This window comes from Gammaproteobacteria bacterium (assembly GCA_016705365.1).
GTDB lineage: Bacteria > Pseudomonadota > Gammaproteobacteria > Pseudomonadales > UBA5518 > UBA5518.
This window is the reverse complement of sequence record JADIYI010000009.1, coordinates 284,150-305,329: the sequence shown is the minus strand read 5'-3', so window position 1 is coordinate 305,329 and position 21,180 is coordinate 284,150. Positions and strand designations below refer to the sequence as shown.

Genomic DNA, 21,180 nt, shown 5'->3' with positions numbered 1-21,180 from the left:
CCTCACGACAACGGGAGTACATGATGCGTAATCTTGGCGGAGCCCTGTTGCTGGCCCTCGGGCTTGTCGTTGGCGGATGTGCGGAACCGGAGCCGAAGCTGCCGGTGGCCGACACGATCTACCACAATGGTTATGTCTACACGGTGGATGGCGCGCGTCATATCGCCCAGGCGGTGGCGTTGCGCGGTGACCGCATCGAGTTCGTGGGCAGTGACGCGGATGCTTTTGCCTACAAGGGCGCGGATACGCGGATGGTCAATCTCGAGGGCCGCATGATGATGCCCGGGCTGCACGATGCGCACGTGCATCCGCTCGGCGTGGTGCAGCCCGATATCTGCGACCTGGCGAGCGAGCCGATGCCGCTCGCGGCGCTGGTCGGTTTTTTGCAGGAATGCATCGAGCGTTACCGGATCGCGCCGGGTGAATGGATGGTAGTGCCGCAGTGGAGCTTTGCGATTGGCAACGATCCGGATGCGCAATACCCGACGCTGCGCAGCGCGCTCGATGCGGCCTCGAGTGAACACCCGATCCTGTTGCGTGGCAATGACGGACACCACGCGGCGGCGAATTCGCTGGCCCTGGCGCGGGCGCGCGATACCAGCGGCCAGGCCATCGGATTTTCCAGGGAAACCCTTGCGGGTGTCTTTGCCGGTCAGCGTGAACTGGTGGGGGTGGATGGCGACGGTGAACCGAGTGGTGGCCTGACCGAGGGCGCGATCGGTCTGCTCGGTGCGCCGGGCTTTTTCCAGATCGGAGATCCCGCGACGCTGATGCCGGCGATCGCCACGGTTTTCCGCGAGCAGGGCATCACCTCGATCATGGATGCGGCATCCGATCCCGCCCACCTCGAGTGGTTCCGCACGCTCGAGGATTCCGGGCAGATGCACTTCCGCATGCGGGCCGCGCTGATCAAGGGTTTCGACGACATCATGGCGCGCCCGGGGCTCGACGACATCCCCGCGGTGGTCACGGAATTCACCGCGTTGCGCGAGAAAATGGCGCGCGAGAGCAAGCTCATCCGCGCCGATGCGGTCAAGATCTTTGTCGATGGCGTGATCGAGGGCAATCCGCTGGCGGTACCGCCCACGCTGCCCAATGCCGCGGTGCTCGAGCCCTACCGCCAGCCAATATTCGGCGGTGATCCGGAGAGCGGGACTTTCGATGTCACGGGCTACGTCGATACCGGCTCGGTGGCCTGCCAGCAGGCAGGGGCGGCACTCGCGGATCCAAAGCTCGGGGCGCAGTTTGTCGCAGAAAACGGATTCCATCCTGCCCAGTGCACGGTGAGCCGCGGCGTGCTCGAAGCCGATGAAGCCTTCATCGATGCGTATGCCGATGCGATGAGCAAGGCCGGCTTCTCGGTGCATATGCATGCCATCGGCGATCGCGCGGTGCGGGTGGCGGTCAATGCACTCGCAAGATCTCCGGCCATCGATCCGGCCCGCCCGCACTCGATCGCTCATGCCCAGCTGGTGCACCCGGACGAGCAGAAGCGCATTGGCGATGCCGGGCTGGTCGTCACGTTCACCCACGCCTGGTCGGAGCCGAACCTGCCCTACGACATGTCGGTGATTCCGTTTATCGAGCAGCTGGAGGGCGGGGCGGCCGATCTCTATAAGCCGGGCTACTACATGGACAATGTCTACCCGACGCGCGGCATCATCGCCAACGGCGGCACGGTCGCCGCCGGCAGCGATGCCCCGGTCGATCAGCGTGATCCACGGCCGTTCGTGAATCTCGAGCAGGCGGTTACGCGCGCCGATCCGGAGCGCGCAACCGAAGTGGTGCTCAATGCGGCCCAGCGCTTGAGCATCGATGAGGCGATCGCGGCCTACACCATCAACGGCGCCCGCGCCCTCGGGCAGGAAGCGTTGACGGGTTCCATCGAGGCCGGCAAGAAAGCCGACCTGATCGTGCTCGACCAGAACCTGGTACAGCTCGCCGAGCGCGGCGATGCCTGGCGCATCAGCGACACGAAGGTGTTGCGCGTCGTGTTCGATGGGAAAGAGGTGCTGGTGCGTCCCTGATCCGGCGCCTCACTCGTCGAGGCGGTTGTACGTGCGCAGCACCGCACGCAGCCGTTCCTCGGGCAATTCGATCGCGCGATGGCCGGCGTAGCCGTCCATGGTTTCGGCCGCGACCAGCGCATTGATGATCGCTTCTTCCACCGCGTACACGGTGGCTTCGAAGAACGGCGTGATGCGTTCGTTGGGCAGCATCTTCAGCGCCGGCAATCCGCTCGCGAGTGCCGCGCCCTCGTTGGCGGTGGAGAACGCGATAAAGATATCGCCGGAGGAATTGCTGGCCACGCTGCCGGTGCGCGCAATGCCCATGCTCACGCGCCGCGCGATGCGTTTCAGCTGGTGCGGCAGCAGCGGCGCGTCGGTCGCGACCACCGCGATGATCGAGCCCATGTCGCGGTCGCTGCGTTTCGCGGCGAGGCCCGCGTAAGCCGGCTCCTCGGGTATCTCGCGGCCGACCGGCACGCCGGCAACCAGCAGTTGTTCGCGGCTGCCGAAATTGGCCTGTACCAGCACGCCGACGGTGTAGTTGCCGGACTCGTCCTGCACCAGGCGCGATGCGGTGCCGATGCCGCCCTTGAATTCGTAGCAGATCATGCCGGTACCGCCGCCGACGTTGCCCTCGGCCACGGCGCCGCCGCGCGCGCCATCGAGCGCCAGGCGCGCATGTTCCGGGTGCACATGAAAGCCGTTGATATCGTTCAGCCAGCCGTCCCAGGTCTCGCCCACCACCGGCAGCGACCACCAGTCCTCGGTGTCGATATCGAAACGATCGAGCGCCCAGCCGATCACCGCATCGCGCACCACGCCGACGCTGTGGGTATTGGTGATCATCACCGGGCCGTACATCAGCCCGGATTCCTCGACCCAGGTGGTGCCGCTCATCTCGCCGTTGCCGTTCTGGCTGAACCAGCCGGCAAACACCGCATCCGTCGGATTGTTGCGCCCACGTGGCAGGATGGCGGTCACGCCGCTGCGCACCACGGGTCCGCCGTCGGGTGCATTGGCTGCGCCGGAAATCAGGGTGTGGTGGCCAACCTCGATGCCGCGCACATCGGTGATGGCGTCGAGCGCTCCGGGCGTGCCCTCGAACGGAATCCCGAGGTCGCGGGCACGCGCCTGAACATCCGCCGCCAGCGCCGCGCACAGCAGCGCGGTGCCGGCAACCAGCAGGGACAGCCGGTTCTTGTTCACGTGGGCTTGCCCGATGTGCGGCGAGGAGTGTCCAGCATACGCCGCGCGGCGGCGGATTGCCCAGCGCAGCGCGAGGCCAAGCCGGATACCGACATCGCGCAACGCGGCGCCGGTTACCGTCGCGAGCACCGCGATGCACACCGCGATCGTCTCAGCCCCGGGTCAGGGCGCGCCCGCCTTTTTTGCCTCAGCGCGTCTGTGCCGCGCTGCGCGCGATGACCAGCTGGCCGTCCTGCAGCGGGATGCTGTTGCCGGGGTCGTAGTCCATGCGCACTTGACCGGGAGTCTCCCCGATCCGGTACTGCACGTCGTAACCGACGGTACGCTCGCTGACATCCACCACCGTCTTGCACACCCGTTCGGTGGTCTGGTAGGTGGCGTTCTCCTGCATTTTTTGCTGGGTCTTGTTGCCCGCGTAACCGCCTGCGGCAGCGCCCGCGACCTTGGCCGCGGTGTTGCTGCCACCGCCGCCGATCGCATCGCCGAGCAGGCCACCGGCGACCGCACCGATCACGGTGCCGGTGATCTTGTGCTGGTCCTTGACCGGCTTCTTGCGGGTCACGACCTGGTCGTGGCACTCCTCGCGCGGCGTTTCCACCCGTTCGGTTACAGCGGTCACGGCCACCACGTCGGCGTATTCGGGCGTGCTGAGCATCTTGTAGCCGGCGAATCCGCCGGCGGCCGTTGCAACGGCGGCGCCAAAAAGGGCGCCAACCACCAATGATTTGTTCATGCGGATTCCTCTTTGAGTGACAGGGTCGATTCTAGCAGGCGCTGAGGCTGCGAAAGCGGCAAAAGGACCAAACATGCCACACGGCGGATTATCGTGGCGCACAAAGCGTGATGGCGATCACGGGATATCCATGGTCGTGAACAAAGGAGCAGTTATGCGTCGGCCAGTGTTGCTGTTTGCCCTGTTCTTCCCGGGAGGTTGCGCCAGCCTTTCGGAGAATGAATGCCGAACGGCCAGCCGGGAACAGATCGGTTACAACGACGGCGTCAGGGGAGCGGCGCGCAGCCGCGAGGCCGCGCCGTCAACAAGGAAATAAATCTGTCGATGCATTTGCCCTTGATGTGAGTATGCCCTGATTTTCGCGCGCTCCGGCATGCCGGTCTATTATGGGCATACACCTCTCACCCGACGCAGACCTATTCGTGACCGCTGACCGCGTGCCCCCGCCCCGTACCCGGAACGACTCCAGCAAAGGCGTGGCACCGGCGCCGGGGAAAAAGCTCCCTGGTGCGCATCCGCGGAACCCAAAGCGCGCTGGCCGCAGCCTGTGGCGGCGCCTGTTGGGGCCGGTGTTGCGGATCACCCTGGGCGTGATCCTGCTCGGCGAATTGCTCGCGCTCGGCTACTTTGCCCATGACGAGCTGCGCAATGCGACCTGGCAATCGCGCTGGCTGGCTGATTTTGCCGCCGGTATCGGTTTCCATGTCGAAAGCGGCCCGGCGCGCGAGCCGCTGCCGCCGGATCGCGGCCCCTGGGACGAGCGCCTGGGTTACGCCGGTCTTCCCGCATTCCGGCAGCGCTTGCTGCAAAACGGTTTTGTCATCGAACGCCAGGCGGTTCCCTCGCGTCGTCTCAGTGAACTTGCCGCGCACGGTGTATTCAATGTCTACCCCGAGAAAAACCAGACCGGGCTGCAACTGCGCGACATGAATGGTGCGGTGGTGCAACAAGCACGCTACCCGCGCACGGTCTACCCGGACTACGAATCGATACCGCAACTGGTGGTCCAGGCACTGCTGTTTGTCGAGGATCGCGAACTGCTCGACGAATCGCGTCCGACCATGAACCCGGTGGTCGATTGGGAGCGGCTCGCGATGGCGGTGGCCCAGCAGGGGCTGAAGACACTGGGACGCGAACACAAGGTTATCGGTGCCAGCACGCTCGCCACCCAGCTCGAGAAATTCCGCCATGCCCCTGACGGCATCACCCGGGAACCCCGTGACAAGCTCTACCAGATGGCGGCGGCCAGTCTGCGCGTCTACAGCCAGGGCCGCTATACCCTGGCGGCGCGCCGCGGGCTGCTGCTGGATTATCTGAATTCGCTGCCGCTCGCCGCGCAACCGGGTTTTGGCGAGGTCAGCAGTCTCGGTGACGGACTGCAGGCCTGGTACGGAAGCGATTTCGGCGAGGTCAGTCGTGTGCTCGCCAGCGCCGATGCGCCGCTTGCCGAGCGTGCGCGTTATTACAAGCAGGCGCTGAGTCTGATTCTCTCGGTGCGTCGTCCCAGCTACTATCTGGGACAGGACACGGCGGCACTGGCCGATCTGACCAACAGCTATCTGCGGCGCATGGCCAGCGAAGGCGCGATTGCGCGCAGCCTCGCGGATGCGGCGCTGGCGGTGCCGCTCGAGATTCGCAAGCGTGCCGGTGCGTCGCCGGTAATCGACTTCACTCGCCAGAAGGGTATAAATCTTGCGCGCACCAGGTTGTTGTCGCTGCTCGATGTACGCAGCCTGTATGAGCTCGATCGCCTCGATCTGTCGGTGCGCACCTCGCTCGATGTCGAGGTGCAGCGCGGCGTGGCCGATTTCCTGCGCTCGCTCGCGAAGCCTGAAGTCATCACGGAACTCGGCCTGACCGGCGCGCGGCTGTTGCGGGCCAACGATCCGGGCAAGGTCATCTACAGCCTCACGCTCTACGAGCGCGGACACGGATACAACCGTCTGCGCATCAACGCCGACAACCTCGACCAGCCGCTCGATATCAATGCCGGCGCCAAGCTCGATCTCGGTTCGACCGCGAAGTTGCGCACGCTGATCAGCTGGCTGGAGCTGATCGCCGGCGCGTACGATCGCTACCGCGTGATGTCGAGCGCCGAGCTCGCAGCCGTGGATGTGCATCCGCGTGATCGGCTCAGCGCCTGGGTGATCGCGCATCTGCAGGCAAATCGCGGTGCGGATCTGCGCTCGACGCTCGAGAGCGCAATGCGGCGCCAGTACTCGGCCAGCACGGCACAAAGATTCTATACCGGGGGCGGGGTGCACACCTTCGCCAATTTCGAGCGCGCCGACAACGGGCGGGTGCTCACGGTTGCCGAGGCGCTGCGGCGTTCGGTCAACCTGGTGTTCATTCGTGTGATGCGCGAGGTCATCGACCATTACATGTACCGCGCACCCTCGACCACCGCACGGCTGCTGGAGAATGCCTCCGATCCCGCGCGCGGCGATTATCTGCGCCGTTTCGCCGATCGCGAAGGCACGGTGTTCCTGCGTCGCTTCTACGAGAAATACCGTGGCAAGACCCGCGACGAGGCTCTCGGCACCCTGCTCGACGGGGTGCGGGTCACGCCGCGTGCGGTGGTGGTTGCGCTGCGCTCGGTATGGCCGGACATGCAAGCCGCCGACCTTGCGCCGTGGATGGCGCGCTATGTGCCCGACGAGCAATACACCCCGGCCGCGCTCGACAGCCTGTTCAACCGCTATCCACCGGAGAAATTCAATCTCAATGACCGTGGCTACCTGGCGCGTGTGCATCCGCTGGAGCTGTGGCTGATCGACTACCTGCTGGGCCACCCGGGCGCGCGCGTGGACGAAGCGATCGCCGCCTCTGCCGATGTGCGCCAGGAGGTCTATCGCTGGTTGATGAAAACCAGCCGGCGCAAAGCGCAGGACCGGCGCATCCTCGACCTGCTGGAAATCGAAGCCTTCCAGGAATTGCACCAGCAATGGCAACGGCTCGGTTATCCGTTCGCCTCGCTGACCCCTTCGATCGCGACCTCGATCGGCAGTTCCGGCGATCGGCCCGCGGCGCTCGCGGAATTGATGGGCATCATCGTCAATGGTGGCATGCGTTTTCCGGCACGCCTGATCGAGGGCCTGCACTTTGCCGCCGACACGCCCTACGAAACTGCCTTCGAGGCTACAGCGGCCGAGGGTAAGCCGGTGTTGAACGCGGACATTGCCGCTGTTGCACGCGCGGCGCTGATCGACGTCGCCGAGAACGGCACCGCGCGTGCCCTGCTCGGATATGTGAAACGCCCCGATGGCACGCGCCACCTGGTTGGCGGCAAGACCGGTACCGGCGATCACCGTTTCGAGGTATACGCCTCGCCGGGACGACTGATTTCCTCGCGCGTGGTCAACCGGGTCGCGACCTTCGTGTTCATGATCGATGACCGTTTCTATGGCACGATCACGGCTTTCGTCCCCGGTGCCCAGGCGGCGCAATACGAATTCACCAGCGGCCTGCCGGTACGCCTGCTCGGAGCCCTGATGCCGACGCTGGCGCCGCTGCTCGAACGTGCGCCCGATCCGGCGCCCGGCGTATCCGCCGGCTCGTGACGCTTGCAGTGCGCGCGACGGCCTGATGCTGCTGCACACCATCGGCGCAAAAACCTCGGGGGCGGCGGACGCCGCGAATCCGTGGCTCAGCAGGAGCATTTTCCTGAATGGTGAACTGCCCGGCATGAGGCAGATTGCGCAGGCCACCGATGGCCTGCTGACAATGGAGGACTGGCACAATTTCGGGGCCGACTATGACCGTACCCTGATGGCTTGGCACGCCCGCATCGAGCGTGCCTGGCCCTTGCTCGGGGCGCGATGACGAGTCATTTCGCCGCATGTGGCGATATTACCTCATGATCATACCCCCGCGGTGGTGTTGCCGGCCCCGGAAGACCGGACTTACCATCACGCATCAACCAAGCGAGGAATCGAACATGAGCAGCAACGCAGAACTCTGGGCCCGGCGCAGCGCCGCGGTTGCCCGCGGTGTGGGCAGCGCCAGCCAGCTGTTTGCCGATCGCGCGCTGAATGCCGAGATCTGGGATGTGGAGGGCAAGCGCTATATCGATTTCGCCGGTGGCATCGGGGTGCTCAATACCGGTCATCGTCATCCGAAGGTGGTGGCGGCCATCGAGGCACAACTCGCGCGCGTGATCCATTCCTGTTTCCAGGTCATGCCCTACGAGCCCTATATCGAGCTCGCGGAAAAGCTCAACGAGCTGGCGCCGATCGCGGGCCTGGCCAAGACACTGTTGCTGTCGACCGGAGCGGAAGCGGTCGAGAACGCGGTCAAGATCGCGCGCGCCGCGACCGGGCGCCCGGGAATCATCGCCTTCAGCGGCGGCTTTCACGGGCGCACCATGATGGGCATGGCACTGACCGGCAAGGTGGTGCCCTACAAGCTCGGATTCGGACCGTTCCCGGCCGACATCCACCATGCACGGTTCCCGCATCCCTATCACGGGGTCAGCGTCGAGGACGCGCTGGGTGACATCGCGCACCTGTTCAAGAGCGATATCGAGGCTACCCGGGTTGCGGCCTTCATCATCGAGCCGGTGCAGGGCGAGGGCGGCTTCACGGTGGCCCCGCCGGAGTTCATGCGCGCGCTGCGCGAACTGGCCGACCAGCACGGCATCCTGCTGATCGCCGACGAGGTGCAGTCGGGCTTTGCGCGTACCGGGAAGTTCTTCGCGATGGAGCACTACGATGTGCAGGCCGACCTGATCACCACCGCGAAATCCATCGGCGGCGGTCTGCCGCTGTCGGGTGTGGTGGGCCGCGCCGCGGTGATGGACGCGCCGGCTCCGGGTGGACTGGGTGGCACCTATGCCGGTAACCCCATCGCCTGCGCCGCTGCCTGCGCGGTCATCGACGTGATCCGCGAGGAGAACATCCTGGCCCGTGCCGCCAGGCTCGGTGCGAACTTTCGCGCATATATGGAGCAACTCGCGACGCAGACCGCCAACGGCATCGGCGAGATCCGCGGCCTCGGAGCAATGATGGCCTTCGAGATCGTGAAGCCCGGAACCCGTGAACCGGACGCTGATCGCACCAGGGCCATCACCGCGCGTGCCGCCGAACTGGGACTGATGCTGCTCAGCTGCGGCGTGTACTACAACACGATCCGGGTGCTGGTGCCGATCACCGTGAGCGATGCGGTGTTCGACGAGGGCCTGGATTTGCTTGCCCGCGCCATACGCGATACCGCGGCGTAGCTCTCGAGGCGGCAATCCCGGAGTTGTCGGACGGCTGGCGAGGCGGACGTTTACCTGGTTCCCACCAGCCAGCCGGCGAACGCCAGCCAGGGTGTGGTCTGTGCAACCGCCAGCGGTGCAATCTGCGACAACACCAGCAGCAGGCCGCCGCGCAGCCAGGCCGAATGCACCTTGCCGCGGGTAAATGCGTCGTAGGCGATGCAGGCAAGCACCATCAGGTCGGTCAGCGCGAAGAATACCGGCGGGCCACCAAAGCGGATGAAATCGAAGCGCAGGCGCGCGATTCCCGGTGTCACCACCGTGATCGTTGCCAGCAGCATCAGGCGCTTGTGCGCCTGCGCATCGCCACGCAGTTGCAGCGCGACGCCGACCAGCACCGCGAAGCCGGTGATATTGAATAACGGTATCGCCATGGTCGACAGTGGTGGCAGCTCCGGTACCGGAGTGTGCCCTGCGCGCGCGCTCTGGATCGCGAGCGCGATGCCGAGCACCACCATCGCGGCCGCGATCACCGCGCCGAGAATACCCACCCGGCGGTGTATGCGGGTGCGTCCCGTGGCGACCAGTCCGACCTGGGTCGCGAATAGCATGATCCACGCGCTGAACACGATGCCGTGCACCTGCGCGAGCGTGCCGAGTCCGGGTGCGGCGAACCAGCGTTTCAGATAATAGGTCGGTGCAAAACCCGCGAACACGAGCAGCGCGGCGCAGCCGGTCATCAGTGCAAAGAACCATTGCTCGCGCTTGCGGTGGGCGATTGCTCTTGCGCTCACCCGAACTCTCTCCCCATGGCGAGACATACGCGGATCAGCCGGCCTCCGATTCGGCGCCCGCCGAGGTGCGCAGCAAGCCGCGGAACGCCCTGCGCGCGTTGCCGCGTCCCTGCACCACTTCGAACACCTCGCGGGTGAGCGGCATGTCGACGCCGTACTTTTCCGCCAGCGCCATCACTACCGGTGCGCTCTTCACGCCCTCGGCGACCATGAACATCCCGGCGATGATCTCGTCGATGTGACGCCCCTTGCCGAGTTCCACGCCCACGTGCCGGTTGCGGCTCTGGGCACTGGTGCAGGTCGCGACCAGGTCGCCGATGCCGGCCAGCCCGGCGAAGGTGCTCGGTTTGCCGCCCATCGCGACCCCCAGGCGGGTGATTTCCGCCAGTCCGCGGCTGATCAGCGCCGCGCGGGTGTTGTCGCCGGCGCCCTGTCCGTCGCCCATGCCGACCGCGATCGCGATCACGTTCTTCAGCACCCCGCCGAGTTCGCAGCCGATCACGTCGTCGTTGGTATAGACGCGGAACAGCCCGCTGCTGAACAGGCCCTGCAGCGAACGGTTGATGATCTGGTCTTCCATCGCGATGACCCCGGCGGCGGCGAAACCCGACATGATCTCGCGCGCCAGGTTGGGTCCGGTCAGCACCCCGGCCGGATGTCCGGGCAGCACCTCCTCGATGATCTCGGTCATGCGCTTGCCGCTGCCCACCTCCAGCCCCTTGCTGAGGCTGATCACCGGCACCCACGGGCGGATATGGCCGCGGATGGCTTCGAGCGCGCTGCGAAATCCCTGCGAGGGCACCCCGACCACCACCACGTCGACGCTGGCGCTGGCCAGGGCGATATCGCCGGTCGCCTGCAGGTTGTCGTGGAGTTTGGCGCCCGGCAGGTACTTACCGTTGGTGTGATGGGCGTTGATTTCCTCGACCGTGGCCTGGTCGCGCGCCCACAGCACGGCGGGTGCGTTGCGCGCCACCATCGAGGCCACCGTGGTGCCCCAGGATCCGCCCCCCAGCAATCCGACCTTCAGTTTCATGTGCGTGCTGCCTTGCGTCTGGTGACGGATCTTGCCGCGGCCTTGCGCGGCGCGCGACGTTTTGGTGGCGTCGGCCCGGCTGGCTGACCCAGCGCGCGCAGAAACAGGTCGCGCACTTCGGCCACGTGCTTGTCGATGCCGCGGGCACTCCATCCGGTGGTGGCGATCGGCGCCAGCACTTCCACGTAGACCGTGGCGGGGCGGAACACGCTTTCTCCCTTGGGCTGCACATCAAGGGCGTTGTGGATCACGATCGGCACCACCGGTACGCCGGCCTGCATGGCCATGTGGAAGGCGCCTTTCTTGAACGCGCCGAGCGCCGCGGTTTCGCTGCGCGTACCCTCGGGTGCGATCGCCAGCGAGGTACCGTTACGCAGCGCCTCGACCGCGGGCTGCAGCGCCTCGAGCGCCTTGCCGCGATCGGCACGATCGATGAACACGGTGCCGGCTGCTTTCAGCAGGGTGCCGGAGAGCAGGGCACGGCTGGCTTCGATCTTGGCGATGCCGGTGAAATCCTGGCGCAGCAGCCGGCCGATGATCATCACATCGGCGGCGCTCTGGTGATTGAACACGAACACCGCCGGGCGCCGCGACCACAGATGCTCGCGGCCGATGATGCGGATATCGAGCCCGATCGCGGCACTGGCAAAATCCGACCAGGTCGCAATGGTCACGTTCGCCGCCTGGCGCGCCGAACCTCCCAGCAGGCGCACCGGTACGCCGGCCAGGATGGCCGGCAGCATGCCGCCGTAGGCAAGCCCGGTGCGCAGCGTCTCGCTGAAGCCGGTCTTGCGTTTGGCGAAGCGATGCACGGGCCAGTCACGGCGCTCGGCAATCAGCGCGAGCTCGCGATCGGGATTGAGCGGGTGCGGGTGGCCGACGATCTCGAGCAGCGGCAGATCCTCGCTGGCGTCGGTGTAGAAATAGCTTTTCTCCAGTTTCAGCCCGTGCGTGCGAGCGAGTTCGCGCGCGGCTTCCGCCTTGCCTTCCTTCCAGCAGGGCGGCGGCACGATCTCGCCGGTGAACACCCCGTCCACGACTTCGAGCCGGGTGCACAGCACGTGTTCGATGCCGAGTTCCTGTGCCACCGGCGCGATCTGGTAGCGGGTGGCCGAGGATATGATTGCCAGCGTATGGCCCTTGCGCCGGTGTGCCTCGACCAGCGCGCGTGCCTCGGGATAGATCCGCGAAGCAAGATTGTTCTCGAAGGTGTCCTCGCCGACCTCTTCGAGGCTCTTTTCGGCAACCCCGCGCAGGGCGCGGGTGGTGGTGGCGAGCATCCCGGAAAAGCCGGTCTTGCCGAGGCTGTAGTTGGCAAACGCCGCGGCATTGGCCTGCATTTCGCGCGGTGTCATGGTGCCGCTCATCAGGCGTTGCTGGAGAAACGCGAACACCGAAAAGCCTTCCAGCAGGGTGCGGTCGAGATCGAACAGGGCACCGATATGCGGGCCCGCCGCGCTGCGGTCGATGCTCTCGGTCAGATGACCATACATGGCCGTTCCCCTGCAATGCTGCGGTTATTCTAGCGGGCGATCGGTTCCACGCCCACGCCGGCGTCGAGCCCCAGGCGCCGATTCTCGGCCAGCGCGGCAACAAACGCGATCCGTCGCGCCATCTGATCGAGTTCCTCGTGATGCGCGCTGCGCGCGAGCGCCAGCCCGGCGGTGGCGGGATCGAGCAGGCCGCGCGCCTTCGCCACCAGCAAGCCGTTTTCCAGGTAGACCTTGGCCGCCGATTCCTCGCTCGCGATGCGCTGCTGCAGGGCGCGCTGGCGCCCGAGGCTCATGCAGAAACGCAACAGCGTCTTCGGTTCGGGTGTCTCGTCGGGTGCTTGCATGGTGAGCGCCTCGGCCACCACGAGGTAGCTCTCGACAAACGGGCGCAGCACGCCGGGGGCGAGCAGTGGATGCATCGACCAGAGCAGGGTGTACAGCGCGCGCCCATCCTCGCCGAGGCTGGCGCGCCAGGTGGGCTCGCGGATGTCGAGGTGTTGTTCGAGCTCCTCGATGAAATGCGCTTTCTCGTGAAAGAAGAACTCGAATTTCAGCAGGTCACGCAGTCTCAGGGACTCCTCGTGCAAGGTTCCGAGCGCATTGACGCAATCGCGGCGCGCCACTTCCACCAGTGCCAGCTCGGCGATGGCGCCGATTACCAGGAAGTGGATTGCCGCATTGCGATAGTACGAGGCCGCCATGATGGCATCGGGTGCGATCGCGAACAGCGGTTCCTGCCCGCCCTCGTAACGCAGCAGCACGCCGGTATGGACCAGCTGGCCGAGCATGCGCTGCAACACCTCCATCCCGGCAAGGTTTACATCGCCGCTCACGGGCAAACGCAGCTTGCGCACCAGCCGCACCATCGCGGCGCACTCCTCGGCCAGTTCGGACAAGGTCATGGCCTTGCCCCCGGCGGCGGCGAGCACCAGGGCGATCAGCGAGGTTCCGAGTATCGGCGTCACGCTGTTGGCATCCACCGCGAGACGGAACGCGATTTTCTGCACGTCGAGTGCGCCTACCCGCAGGTCGGGATGCGGTTCGCCAAGCACTTCCGAGAGCTTGACACCCTCGCCGAAGCGCACGTGGATCCGGCCAAAGGGATTGCGCAGCCCGCTGATGTACTGCATGAACCAGGAGGCCGATTCGGGACGCTTGCCGACTCCCTTTTGTTCGGCGATGTAATCCCCGACTTCGGGCACCTGGTCGTAGGCGATGGAGATCGGCATCAGGATCATGTCGGTGCTCGCCGCGCGCACATAGGAATCGACCACGTAGTTGATCAGGCCGTAACGCGGCGGCATCAGCTTGCCGGTGCGCGATCGGGTGCCCTCCAGCGCCCACAACAGCGGGAAGCGCTTTTCGGCGAGGTAATCGATGTACTGCTTGAACACCGCCTTGTAGACGTTGTCACCGCTCATGGTGCGGCGGATGAAGATCGCGCCCGAGCGTCGGCCGAGCGCGCCCAGCCCGAGAAAACTCATGTTGATACCACCGAACAGGTGCACCGGCGGCATGTCGAGATCGTAGAACATGCTCATCAACAGGAACCCGTCGAGGTGCGACTTGTGGGTCATCAGGAATGCGATCGGGTATTGCTTGCTCAGGGCGCGCAGCCGCTCGAGATCCGCGTCGAGGTAATCGATCGCGGGGTCGAAGCCGCGGGTGTACAGATAGCGCCCCAGTGCGGCCATCATGTCGACCGCGACCGTACTGTGGCGCGGTGCCATCTCGCGCAGGCAGTCGCGCGCCTCCTGCATGATCCCGGCGAGCGGCCGGTTGCTGCGCTCGGCTTCCTCCCCGAGCGCTTGCAGGAGGCGTGGCCGGGAAAGCACCTCCTCTTCCAGCAGGCGTGGCACCTTGTAGCGCGATCCGCGGATATTGCGCTCGGCTTTCTCGAGCGCGAGCACCGCCTGGCGGGCGATGAATTGCGCCAGTCCGCGGGTATCTCCGGGGTTGGCGGGATTGGCGTCGGCGAAGCGCGCACGCAGTTCGCTGAGCGCCGCGCCTGCCGCGATCAGGGTGCGCGCACGTCCGGCGTCGCGGCGGTAAACCAGGTGCTGACGGATGCGACCCGGGGCGCGCGAATCGCCCAGCAACAGGCGACGCAGTCCCCAGCCCCGCTGGTGCTCGCCGGCACCTGCCAGCCACATCACCCGCAAGGGCACGAAGTAGCAGTCGCTGCCGCTCCCGAGGAACTGGCGCAAGGCCTCGTCATCGTCAGCGCTCGGCGATCCGACGCTCGCCAGCAGGAAGCGCGGTGCATCGTCCGCCCGTGATGCGGCCGCACTATTGATCCAGTTGTCGATGATGCGGCGCTCGAGTGCGCTGCGGTGCTCGATCAGGAACACCCGGGCGAGATCGGGGCGCTCTGACCACGGATCGTTGTCATCGGAGCCCATGCGCTGGTCGCTGTCTTGTTGGTGGCGGGCAGGGCGATAGTGCCCTGATCGATCGCGGCCCGCAAGCGCTGTCCGGTGCGCGGTGACGCACGCGAGCGCCAGCCGCTACAATGCCGGCTCCATGACAGCCGGACCGCATATGCGCGCGCTCGCCGTTCTTTGCCTCCTCGTATGGAATATGCCAGCGCTGGCCGGGACGGGGCGTGCCGAGGAATTGTTCGCGGCCTCCGCGGCGGCAGTGGTGCAGATCCGCGTGATCGACCAGGCCTCGGGTGACAAGTCCAGTATCGGCTCGGGATTCCAGGTCGCGGACGATGGGCTGCTCGCCACCAATTTCCACGTGGTGGCGGAATTCGCCCACAAACCGCAGCGCTATCACCTCGAATACCTTGGTCGCGATGGCGCGGCGGTACCGCTCGAGCTGGTCGATATCGACGTGGTCCACGACATCGCGCTGCTGCAGGCGCCGGCGGCGCTGCCGGCGACCCTGCCGCTGGCGAGTGGCACGCTGGCGCAGGGCGAGCGGGTGTATTCGATGGGCAATCCGCTCGATCTCGCGATGACGATCATCGAGGGCACCTACAACGGGTATGTGTCGGCGGCGCGTTATCGCAAGATCCTGTTCTCGGCTTCACTGAACCCGGGCATGAGCGGCGGGCCGGCGCTGAACGATGCCGGGGAACTGGTCGGCGTGAATGTCGCGCGTGGCGGCGAGCAGATCAGCTTCCTGGTGCCCGTCGAATACCTGCAGGCATTGCTGACGCGACGCACCGACGCACGCCGCCAGGCGCTCGATATGCACCAGCGCATCGCGGAGGCGCTGCTCGATGACCAGGATCAGTATTTCGGAGAACTGCTCGCCGCACCCTGGGTGAGCCAGCCGTTCGGCGAGTTCAGGGTACCGGGGCGGCTGAGTTCGACCCTCAAATGCTGGGGCGGATCGAGCGACGATGAGTCGTATCGATTCGAGCATGTGCGCCAGCAATGCAGTTCGCAGGACTCGATTTTCATCGAGGACAGTTTCGAGACCGGGAACCTGCAGTACGCGTTCAATTTTTTCAGCAGCGAGGAACTCAATCGGGTGCAGTTCTACGGGCTGCTCGCGGCACACTACCAGCACGACCAGGCGTTCAATGCCAACGACAAGGAGCAGGTCGGGAATTTCCGCTGCCGCGAGGAATTCGTGCGCGGCAAGGGGCTCGAATGGCGGATATCGTTCTGCGCGCGCCGCTATCAGCAGTACGCCGGCCTGTACGATGTGAGCGTGGCGATGGTCAGCCGCGAATTGCCGGGGCGTGGCCTGGTGGTCAATCTCGCGATCGACGGTATCAGCGAAACCCGCGCACTGGTGTTGTTGCGCCGCTTCGTGGAGACGATCGAATGGACGCCCTAGTGCTGCGGGTGGGTGCGCGGCACGGCCGGGGTGTCTACCACCGCAGGTTCGATGGCGCCGCCATGACGATTGGCAGGGCACTGCACAATGACCTGATCGTCTCCGATCCCTACCTGGGCGCCGCGCAGTTTCGCTTGTTGCGCGCCGACGGCACGCTGGTGCTGGAGATTCTCGATCGCACCAACCCCGTTGCGGTAAATGGCGCGGTGCGAGATGACGCGGTGCTCGCGATCGCCCCGGGTGACGAAATCGCGGTCGGCCAGAGCGTGTTCTCGGTGCTGTCCGAAGACAGCCCGGTGCCCAGGACGCGCCCAATGTCGACCACCGTGTGGGCCCGGCTGGGCGCCTGGCGGCCGGCCGTCGCGGTCGCGATGCTGCTGCTCACGCTGCTGGTGGCGTTGTACGTCGACTATCTCGACACGGTCGAGACTATCGAGTGGGGCGAATTGTTGACCGGGCCGGTGTTTCTTGGGCTGGTGATCGTGGGCTGGGCGGCGTTGTGGGCGATCGTGGGCCGCGTGCTGCGTCACCAGCCGCAGTTTTTCAGCCAGCTTTTTGTGAGCGCGCTGATCACGCTGCTGACCATGCAGACCACGCTGGGCGCGGCCTATCTGTCCTATGCCGTCGGCTTCGCGCCTGCGGTGGATATCGCCGACTGGTGTGCCAGCGCGCTGTTTTCCTTCGCGCTGCTCTATTTCAACCTGCGTTTTGCCACCAGCCTGCGCCGCCCCGCGATCACCGCGGCGCTGAGCGTTGCGCTGTTGCTGGCGCTGCTCTATGGCTTCGAGAAAGCCGGCGAGGAGGAATTCATCCCGTATCCGGTCGAGGAACCGTTGTTGCGGGCGCCATTCCTGAAGCTGCGCGACGGTCTGGATTTCGACGCTTACGAGCAGCGATTGTCGGAGCTGTTCATCGAGTTGCGCGAGGAGCAATGAGCCTGCCCGCCAGCACCGGCGGGCACGGCGCAATAGGCGGGCTTCAGTTCTCCGGATTGTCCAGCAGATGGATGGCGAGATCGCGTCGCTCGGCGGCGTTCAGCGCAAATATCGGCATCGGCGCGGTGGGCAACAGGAAATAATCGGCGAGTTCAGCGAGCGTGTAGCGCTCGGCCAGGGTTTGCAGCTTGTCGCCGGGTACGGTCCCCGCGGAATGGCAGCCGATGCAGGCGTAGCGCGTCATCAGCGCACTGCCACTGCTGTGCGCGGCGGCGCGTTGCCGCGCATCGATGCCGGCCAGCGGATCTGGCCTGGCCGCCACGGTGCTTGGCGCGGGGCTCATGGGCAGCGTGCTGTTCGCGTCCTGACCCGGAACCAGGCGGTAGATCGCGCCGGCGTAGTCGTCGCTGACAAAGATGCTGCCATCGGTAGCCTCGACCACATCGACCGGGCGTCCGATCACTTGCCCGTCGCGCTCGAAGCCACTCAGGAAATCGCTCTCGCTGATCATGCCCTGCTCGTCCCAGCTGAGCAGCACCACCTTGTACCCATCGGGAACGGAGCGGTTCCACGATCCGTGCAGGGCGACCAGCGCCGCGCGCTGGAACCGGGGTGCACGGCTCGGACTGCGCAGGAAGCTGATGCCGAGCGGCGCGGTGTGGGCGCGAAACCCGTGGGCCGGGGAAAGGGCGGTGGCGAGCAGGATTTCCCTGCCGCCGCCGTTATCGGGATCGAGCTTGGCGAAACCGTTGATATATGGCCAGCCGTAGAATCCGCCCGCAACGATGCGGTTCAGTTCGCAGGGCGGAAAATCGTCGCCCAGCAGATCGCGGCCGTTGTCGGTGGCATAGAGTTCGCCGTTCCATGGCGCCCAGTCGAAGCCGACGCTGTTGCGCAAGCCGCTGGCGTGTATCTGCACCTGCGAACCATCGGGACGCAGGCGCAGCATCGCGGCGCGCCACCGGTGCTCCTCGACGCAGGCGTTGCAGCTCGAGCCGATGCTGAGGTACAGCCAGCCGTCCGGGCCGACGCGCACCGTACGACCCCAGTGATTGCCGCCTTCGGGCAGGCCCCCGAGCACTTGCCGGTACTCCCCGCTGGTGCGCCCCGTTGCGCTGTCGAACGCGATGCGCCCGAGAGCGCCGCTCTCGGCGATGTAGAGCCAGCCGTCGGCGATATCCATGCCTTGCGGGCGGTCCAGTCCGTCTATCAGAACCTGCTGGCGATCGGGATGTCCGTCGCCGTCGGCATCGCGGGCGAGCAACAGTATCTGGCCGAGCCGGGGCTGGCTGACCAGCAGATCGCCGGCGCTGGTCAGGCGCATGAAGCGTGCCTTCGGGACATCGCCCGCGTAAAGGCTGAGCGCAAAGCCCGCCGGCGCCTCGAGTTGCCGGCCCGTGGATTCGGCGCTCGCCTGCGGCCCGGGCGCACCGCTGATCGCGTTGAGCAGCATGCTCCAGCTCGTGATCTCGAGATTCGGCGTCAGGGTGATTCCCGCGATCAGCAGCATTGCCAGTGCGACCAGGGTCCAGAACAGGATCTTGAAAGGACGAATTGTCATCGGCTCACTCCAGACAATGAAATGCATCGTTCGCACGCGCTCGCGCGCAGGATGCCTTTGCTATAGTAATCCGGCCGCATCCATCCGGATATTCGCCCATGATCACCGCGACGCGTAACGAACTCTGGCTGTTGCTGGCCTTGACACTGGTCGCGCTGCTGGTTTCGGGTTGGCATCCCCATGACATGACCACCTGGTTTCTCGAGGTATTCCCGGTGCTGGTCGCGATACCGCTGCTGGCGGCAAGCCGCGGGAAATTTCCGCTCACCCGGCTTCTTTACTGGCTGATTTTCCTGCATGCGCTGGTTCTGATGGTCGGCGGCCATTATACCTATGCCCGCGTACCGCTCGGTTTCTGGTTCCAGGAGTGGTTCGAGCTGGGTCGCAATCACTACGACCGGCTCGGTCATATCGTGCAGGGTTTGGTACCCGCGATGATTGCGCGCGAGGTATTGTTGCGCCGCTCGCCGCTGCAGCGCGGCAAATGGCTGTTTTTCCTGGTGCTGTGCGTGTGCATGTTCGTGAGCGTGAATTACGAGTTCATCGAATGGTGGACCGCCGAAATCGCGGACCAGGCGTCGATCGAATTTCTCGGCACCCAGGGCGATATCTGGGACACCCAGTGGGATATGTTCCTGGCGCTGTGCGGCGCGGTGCTGGCGCAGCTCACGCTGGTGCGAGTGCATGACCGGCAAATGGGTGGGGTCGGGCTTCAGGCCGGCACGCCGCAAGACTGAGCGCGATTCAATCGAGGATTCCGGGGTCCGCGCGCAATTCGCGGCCTGCCATCACGAGATCTCCACCCGGCGATTCAGGGTGCTCTATCCAGAGTGTTTGCCGATTCGGCGCAACCGACGCATGATGGTGGACATGGCAACTGCCCGGATCCGGGTGGGAGGCTTTGAGGATGGGTACGAACAGCATCGTGCGGAAAATCATCCGTGGCGCCGGGCGCAGCAGTATCGCTGTGCTGCTGCTCGTGCTGATCGCAACGCTGGTTTCGGCGCAGGCTCCGCAACCGGAGCAATCCTCGCCGGTCGCCGTCACTGCGTCCGCGCCGCTGCTGCGGCTGAACGGCGCGATCGGGCCGGCCAGCGTCGATTTCATTGCGCGCGGGCTGCACAAGGCGGCAGCCGAGGGTGCGCCGCTGCTGATCCTGCAGATCGACACGCCGGGCGGGCTCGACAGCTCGACCCGCCAGATCGTGAAGGACATTCTCGCTTCTCCGGTTCCGGTCATCGCCTGGGTGGCACCGAGCGGCGCGCGCGCGGCCAGCGCCGGTGCCTACATCGTTTATGCCAGCCATGTCGCCGCGATGGCGCTCGGCACCAATCTCGGTGCCGCCACCCCGGTACAGATCGGTGGCCTGCCGGGAACGCGACCCGCACCAGCGCCCAATGCGCCTGCGCAGCCGCGGACGGATCCGCCCGGTGCCGCGCCCGATACGGACGAAGTGCATCCGGGTGCCGATGCGATGACCCGCAAGATGGTGAACGATTCCGCGGCCTACCTGCGCTCGCTGGCGCAGTTGCGCGGACGCAATGTCGAATGGGCCGATCGCGCGGTACGCGAAGGCGCCAGCCTGTCGGCGCAGGAGGCACACGAGCGTGGCGTGATCGACCTCGTGGCATCCGATCTGCCCTCGCTGCTGCAACAGGCGCAGGGCCGTACGGTGGCGATGCAGGACGGCACCCTGCTGCTGCAAAGTGACGGAGTGATCATCGAGGCCTTCGATGCCGACTGGCGCACCCGGTTGCTCGCTATCATCACCGATCCGACCGTGGCCTACCTGTTGCTGCTGCTCGGCATCTATGGCATCTATTTCGAGCTGACCACGCCGGGATTCGGTCTGCCCGGCGTGGCGGGATCGATCGCGCTGCTGCTCGGCATGTTTGCCTTGCAGATGCTGCCGGTGAACTATGCCGGAGTGGCGCTGATCGTGCTGGGGTTTGCAATGCTGGTGGGCGAGGCCCTGTTGCCGAGTTTCGGCGCGCTCGGCATCGGTGGCATCATCGCCTTCGTGATCGGCTCGGTGATGCTGATCGACACCGAGACGCCGGGCTTCGGCATTCCGCTCGGACTGATCGTGAGTGTGGCGCTGTTCAATGTGCTGTTCGTGGTGGTGGTGCTGCGCCTGGCGCTGAAGGCTCGCGGCCGGCCCGTGGTGAGCGGCTCCGAGGAGCTGATCGGCGCGCACGGCGAGATTATCGGCGAAGACCTGCAGACGACCTGGGCACGAGTTCACGGCGAGCGCTGGCAGGTCCGCTCGAGCGCGCCGCTGCGCCCCGGCGAGCAGGTGCGCGTCACCGGCCGCGAAGGTCTGATCCTGCAGGTGCAGCCCGAGGCTGGCGTCGCGACGCAAGCGGCCGACGGTGGCACCCCGGGCAATACAGGTTCCACTGCAAGCGAGGAGTAAAAACA

General features: G+C 65.7%; 15 protein-coding genes. 8 read left to right on the top strand and 7 right to left on the bottom strand.

The window, feature by feature from the left end; genetic code table 11:
* The first annotated feature begins 20 nt into the window (after positions 1-20).
* Positions 21-2,027 carry an amidohydrolase family protein gene (locus tag IPF49_19510; GenBank protein ID MBK6289775.1) on the top strand — a complete coding sequence of 669 codons (2,007 nt, stop codon included), beginning with the start codon at positions 21-23 and terminating at the stop codon, positions 2,025-2,027.
* 9 nt (positions 2,028-2,036) lie between these two features.
* Here IPF49_19510 and IPF49_19505 read toward each other — a convergent pair whose 3' ends face one another.
* Both IPF49_19505 and IPF49_19500 read right to left on the bottom strand, forming a co-directional pair.
* On the bottom strand, positions 2,037-3,215 hold the full coding sequence (locus IPF49_19505) for a P1 family peptidase (GenBank protein ID MBK6289774.1): 1,179 nt from the start codon (positions 3,213-3,215) through the stop codon (positions 2,037-2,039).
* A 187-nt stretch (positions 3,216-3,402) separates the two neighbouring features.
* Positions 3,403-3,948: a glycine zipper 2TM domain-containing protein gene (locus tag IPF49_19500; GenBank protein ID MBK6289773.1), complete on the bottom strand. Its 546-nt coding sequence runs from the start codon at positions 3,946-3,948 to the stop codon at positions 3,403-3,405.
* Between the two features lie 569 nt (positions 3,949-4,517).
* On the opposite strand from IPF49_19500, the gene IPF49_19495 reads away from it, so the two are divergent.
* The 3 genes from IPF49_19495 to gabT all read left to right on the top strand — a co-directional run bounded on the left by IPF49_19495 (position 4,518) and on the right by gabT (position 9,166).
* Positions 4,518-7,508, top strand: a complete 2,991-nt coding sequence (locus IPF49_19495) for a transglycosylase domain-containing protein (GenBank protein ID MBK6289772.1) — start codon at positions 4,518-4,520, stop codon at positions 7,506-7,508.
* Between the two features lie 25 nt (positions 7,509-7,533).
* The gene (locus tag IPF49_19490) at positions 7,534-7,770 is read left to right on the top strand and encodes a class I SAM-dependent methyltransferase (protein ID MBK6289771.1); all 237 of its coding nucleotides are present in this window, start codon (positions 7,534-7,536) and stop codon (positions 7,768-7,770) included.
* Between the two features lie 115 nt (positions 7,771-7,885).
* Positions 7,886-9,166: a 4-aminobutyrate--2-oxoglutarate transaminase gene (gene gabT, locus IPF49_19485; GenBank protein MBK6289770.1), complete on the top strand. Its 1,281-nt coding sequence runs from the start codon at positions 7,886-7,888 to the stop codon at positions 9,164-9,166.
* 50 nt (positions 9,167-9,216) lie between these two features.
* Here gabT and IPF49_19480 read toward each other — a convergent pair whose 3' ends face one another.
* From IPF49_19480 to IPF49_19465, 4 genes are read right to left on the bottom strand one after another with little or no spacing between them, the layout of a single operon-like run.
* The gene (locus IPF49_19480) at positions 9,217-9,939 is read right to left on the bottom strand and encodes a hypothetical protein (protein ID MBK6289769.1); all 723 of its coding nucleotides are present in this window, start codon (positions 9,937-9,939) and stop codon (positions 9,217-9,219) included.
* A gap of 34 nt (positions 9,940-9,973) precedes the next feature.
* Positions 9,974-10,975 carry an NAD(P)H-dependent glycerol-3-phosphate dehydrogenase gene (locus IPF49_19475; protein ID MBK6289768.1) on the bottom strand — a complete coding sequence of 334 codons (1,002 nt, stop codon included), beginning with the start codon at positions 10,973-10,975 and terminating at the stop codon, positions 9,974-9,976.
* Positions 10,972-12,468, bottom strand: coding sequence for an HAD-IB family hydrolase (locus tag IPF49_19470; protein MBK6289767.1), 1,497 nt, complete (start codon positions 12,466-12,468; stop codon positions 10,972-10,974). Before IPF49_19470 ends, IPF49_19475 begins: the two co-directional genes overlap by 4 nt.
* A gap of 29 nt (positions 12,469-12,497) precedes the next feature.
* Complete coding sequence (locus IPF49_19465) at positions 12,498-14,870, bottom strand: glycerol-3-phosphate 1-O-acyltransferase (GenBank protein ID MBK6289766.1); 2,373 nt, start codon at positions 14,868-14,870, stop codon at positions 12,498-12,500.
* 178 nt (positions 14,871-15,048) lie between these two features.
* Here IPF49_19465 and IPF49_19460 point away from each other — a divergent pair, with 178 nt between their 5' ends.
* Positions 15,049-16,263, top strand: a complete 1,215-nt coding sequence (locus tag IPF49_19460; protein ID MBK6289765.1) for a trypsin-like peptidase domain-containing protein — start codon at positions 15,049-15,051, stop codon at positions 16,261-16,263.
* Positions 16,251-17,198, top strand: a complete 948-nt coding sequence (locus tag IPF49_19455; protein MBK6289764.1) for a hypothetical protein — start codon at positions 16,251-16,253, stop codon at positions 17,196-17,198. Before IPF49_19460 ends, IPF49_19455 begins: the two co-directional genes overlap by 13 nt.
* Positions 17,199-17,241: 43 nt before the next feature.
* On the opposite strand, the gene IPF49_19450 is transcribed toward IPF49_19455, so the two are convergent.
* Positions 17,242-18,759 (bottom strand): PQQ-dependent sugar dehydrogenase, encoded by a 1,518-nt coding sequence (locus IPF49_19450; protein ID MBK6289763.1) that lies wholly within the window; start codon positions 18,757-18,759, stop codon positions 17,242-17,244.
* Between the two features lie 98 nt (positions 18,760-18,857).
* On the opposite strand from IPF49_19450, the gene IPF49_19445 reads away from it, so the two are divergent.
* Both IPF49_19445 and IPF49_19440 read left to right on the top strand, forming a co-directional pair.
* Positions 18,858-19,496: a DUF2238 domain-containing protein gene (locus tag IPF49_19445; GenBank protein ID MBK6289762.1), complete on the top strand. Its 639-nt coding sequence runs from the start codon at positions 18,858-18,860 to the stop codon at positions 19,494-19,496.
* Positions 19,497-19,666: 170 nt separating this feature from the next.
* A complete protein-coding gene (locus tag IPF49_19440) occupies positions 19,667-21,175 on the top strand; it encodes a nodulation protein NfeD (protein ID MBK6289761.1) in 1,509 nt (502 codons plus the stop codon).
* The last annotated feature ends 5 nt before the right edge of the window (positions 21,176-21,180 follow it).